Annotated in this window: 3 protein-coding genes and 1 pseudogene; 2 read left to right on the forward strand and 2 right to left on the reverse strand. The window is 58.2% G+C overall.

Annotation, left to right across the window (positions count from 1 at the left end; all coding sequences use genetic code 11):
• The first annotated feature begins 39 nt into the window (after nucleotides 1-39).
• On the forward strand, nucleotides 40-1,845 hold the full coding sequence (lepA, locus tag EN780_RS29450) for a translation elongation factor 4 (protein ID WP_127310631.1): 1,806 nt from the start codon (nucleotides 40-42) through the stop codon (nucleotides 1,843-1,845).
• Between the two features lie 46 nt (nucleotides 1,846-1,891).
• Here the strand turns inward: lepA and EN780_RS29455 are convergent, their stop codons facing one another.
• Nucleotides 1,892-2,479, reverse strand: a complete 588-nt coding sequence (locus tag EN780_RS29455) for a Swt1 family HEPN domain-containing protein (protein ID WP_127393766.1) — start codon at nucleotides 2,477-2,479, stop codon at nucleotides 1,892-1,894.
• Nucleotides 2,476-3,192, reverse strand: a complete 717-nt coding sequence (locus EN780_RS29460) for a DUF5343 domain-containing protein (RefSeq protein WP_128276048.1) — start codon at nucleotides 3,190-3,192, stop codon at nucleotides 2,476-2,478. Before EN780_RS29460 ends, EN780_RS29455 begins: the two co-directional genes overlap by 4 nt.
• A 273-nt stretch (nucleotides 3,193-3,465) precedes the next feature.
• On the opposite strand from EN780_RS29460, the pseudogene EN780_RS29465 reads away from it, so the two are divergent.
• Nucleotides 3,466-3,739, forward strand: a pseudogene (locus EN780_RS29465) (hypothetical protein); the annotation flags it as partial.

Below are 3,739 nucleotides of genomic sequence, written 5' to 3' on the forward strand. Positions count from 1 at the left end.
CGCTTGCCCCTCAACCCCGCCCCTGCTAAAGCGCGCCGCATGACGACGCCCCTCGACCACATCCGCAATTTCTCCATCGTCGCCCATATCGACCATGGCAAATCCACGCTTGCCGACCGGCTGATCCAGCTCACCGGCGGGTTGGAGGCGCGTGACATGAAGGAGCAGGTGCTGGACTCGATGGACATCGAGCGCGAGCGCGGCATCACCATCAAGGCGCAGACGGTGCGGCTGAAATACCGCGCCGACAATGGCGAGGACTACATCCTCAACCTCATCGACACGCCCGGCCATGTCGACTTCGCCTACGAGGTGTCGCGGTCGCTGGCCGCCTGCGAGGGCTCGCTGCTGGTCGTCGACGCCTCGCAGGGCGTCGAGGCGCAGACGCTGGCCAATGTCTACCAGGCCATCGACAACAACCACGAGATCGTCGTGGTGCTGAACAAGGTCGACCTGCCGGCCGCCGAGCCCGAGCGCATCCGCGAGCAGGTCGAGGAGGTGATCGGCATCGACGCTTCCAACGCCGTGCTGATCTCTGCCAAGACCGGCCTCGGCATTCCCGACGTGCTCGAGGCCATCGTCCACCAGCTGCCGCCGCCGCGCGAGGGCGATCTATCGGCCCCGCTGAAGGCGATGCTGGTCGATAGCTGGTACGACGCCTATCTCGGCGTCATCGTGCTGGTCCGCGTCATCGACGGCGTCTTGAAGAAGGGCCAGACCATCCGCATGATGGGCACCGGCGCCAAATATCTGGTCGAGCGCACCGGCGTCTTCACGCCGGCCCGCATCAATGTCGACGAGCTCGGCCCCGGCGAGTTCGGCTTCTTCACCGGCTCGATCAAGGAAGTGGCCGACACCCGCGTCGGCGACACCATCACCGAGGATCGCCGCCCGACGCAAAAGGCGCTGCCCGGCTTCAAGCCGGCGCAGCCGGTGGTGTTCTGCGGCCTGTTCCCGGTCGACGCCGCCGATTTCGAGGATCTGCGCGCCGCCGTCGGCAAGCTGCGCCTCAACGACGCCTCCTTCTCCTATGAAATGGAGACGTCGGCCGCGCTTGGCTTCGGCTTCCGCTGCGGCTTCCTCGGGCTGCTGCACCTGGAGATCATCCAGGAGCGGCTGGAGCGGGAGTTCAACCTCGACCTCATCGCCACAGCGCCGTCCGTCGTCTACCGCATGAACCTCAATGACGGCACGCTGAAGGAGCTGCACAACCCGGCCGACATGCCCGACGTGGTCAAGATCGCCTCGATCGAGGAGCCGTGGATCCGCGCCACCATCCTGACGCCCGACGACTATCTCGGCGGGATTCTAAAGCTCTGCCAGGACAGGCGCGGCATCCAGGCCGACCTCTCCTATGTCGGCAAGCGCGCCATGCTGACCTACGATCTGCCGCTCAACGAGGTCGTCTTCGATTTCTACGACCGGCTGAAGTCGATCTCCAAGGGCTACGCCTCCTTCGACTATCATCTGACCGACTATCGCGAGGGCGACCTGGTCAAAATGTCGATCCTGGTCAATGACGAGCCGGTCGACGCGCTCTCCATGCTGGTGCACCGCACGGCGGCGGAAAAGCGCGGCCGGCAGATGTGCGAGAAGCTGAAGGAGCTGATCCCGCAGCATCTGTTCAAGATCCCGATCCAAGCGGCAATAGGCGGCCGCATCATCGCTCGCGAGACCGTCTCGGCGCTGCGCAAGGACGTCACCGCCAAATGCTACGGCGGCGACGTCTCACGCAAGCGCAAGCTGCTCGACAAGCAGAAAGAGGGCAAGAAGCGGATGCGGCAGTTCGGCAAGGTGGATATCCCGCAGGAGGCGTTTATCCAGGCGCTTAAGATGGGGGATTGAGAAGCGGGTCTCTTGCCAGTGTCTTGTTGAGCGTTGATGTGAAACATTATTCCATCAAACGGTACCAATTGCGAACGACCAATTTTAGCTTTACGACATCGTCCTCGCCTAAAACACCACAGTGCGCGATCGGGCCTCGGAGCATATTAAGTTGTTGTAGAACCTTTTCGACACCAACTTTGTCGTGTCGAGAGAAAACTCCCCCGAACACATCCCAGTTCGCCTTAATGATCTCACCGAGCTCCCCAAACGTGGTGTAGTCGATCATTCGATCTGACCTCGGTATGATTCCCTCTCGACGCTCACGCTCTAAATTCTTTGCAGCGTTTAGCCTAACGTTTTCGGGAACCTTAGTTAGCCACCAATCCGATTCGTTACTCGATTCAATAAGATCAACAATAAAACTCCGGATCTCATTCTCAAGTAGGTAAAAAAGCTTATAGTATGACGCCATGCGGTCCGCTTGCTGCCGATTCTCGGAAGAGGCAACAGAAACGTATCCCTTAATTAGAGCATCTGAAAATTTTTCAATCGCGGTTACATGCCCCTTTACGCCCTGCTCCGCGAGCGAGGTATCTACAGCCGAGCGCAGCGATGCTCCCCTTAATAAAAAATGTTGAAGCTCTATTTTCAACTTAACAAGTTCTCTCTTATCGAACGGAAAATCGCGGTGTAAACTTGAACGTCAGTCGTTTCTGGAAGAACAACATTTATAGTCGTAACAAGATTGAATTCAGGGCTGTCTCGCAAGCTCTTGCTCTCAGTTCTTACCTGATCGTCGGGCTTAGCCGTTTGCTCTCTGACAGGATCCTGAGGTTTGATCTCTTTCGCAGATCGCGCGAACTCGTTGAACGCGTTAAAAGTTCCAAAAATGGCACCGACAATCGGGTCGCTTTTATGAAGGCCAGTTATTTCAATGATTAACTCTTTGATGCGGTCATCAGGTAATCTATGGGCATATTCATTCCGTCGGAAAATTTCCGAGAAGCCGTTCTTGAGTGCGACGAGAGCCGCTTCGGAGCGCGTCGATCCAGACTTAAATTTGGAATATAGCTCGGTCGGAGAGTTGTCGGAATTCAACAATCCCATTCTCTTAAGAAGAGGGGGAATTGGGCGCGCACTTCCACCTCTAATCTTTAATACGCTATCCAAGAAGCTTTCGTTAAATTGCTGCGGACGCTCGGCCTCCACCAACGATTTTAGCGCTTCACTTAATCTGCCGTGAGTTGGGGTATAGGGAAGATTTCCAGGAATTTCGCGCCTGGTTCCTTTCTTTTCTCCAGGTGATTGATCAGATGGATTTGTTGCAGGTAATGGCTCCTCCTTTTGGTTTACCTTTTCTGCCAATGGGCCCTCCCCGGAAAGAACATTAGTCGAACAATACACGATCATAGTCGCCTGATGTCAAGCTAGGGACACCTCGTCATTCCGTTCGCTCCGCCGTAGAGACCTGCCCACGGCGCCGCTCAGCGAGAAGCGCCCGCGCGATCCTTGAGTGACGCCGCCTCAGTGCGTGTCGGCAACAGCCGCACGAAGATGCCGGGCCGCTATTGTCGCGTTCGGCCGCTTTGAGATCCCCCCACCTCATTGTATCCTCTGCCCGGCTAGGGGAGACATCACATGCGCTCCACCTCGGACACCATCGTCGCAATCGGCCTCGCCATCGGCGGCGCGCTGGGCATGGCGGGCACTTTCGTTGGCAGCGATGCGCTGCGCGAGACGCTGTGGACCATCGACGGCGTGGGCGTCGTCGTCGCGGCGGCACTGCTCACCATGAAATACCAGCGGCTCGGCAATGACCTCGTCGCGGCCGGCTTCCTGACTTTCCTCGCCGGCGAAAGCCTGCTTCTGGCCGGCAATGCGGCGGGGCTGCAGGCCAGCGTGCCGTCCTATG

The organism is Mesorhizobium sp. M4B.F.Ca.ET.089.01.1.1, from assembly GCF_004022605.1.
Classification (GTDB): Bacteria; Pseudomonadota; Alphaproteobacteria; order Rhizobiales; family Rhizobiaceae; genus Mesorhizobium; species Mesorhizobium abyssinicae.

What these genes read in the sequence shown, in the direction of transcription:
- lepA (WP_127310631.1), top strand. Translation starts at nt 40, where the DNA reads ATGACGACGCCCCTCGACCACATCCGCAATTTCTCCATCGTCGCCCAT.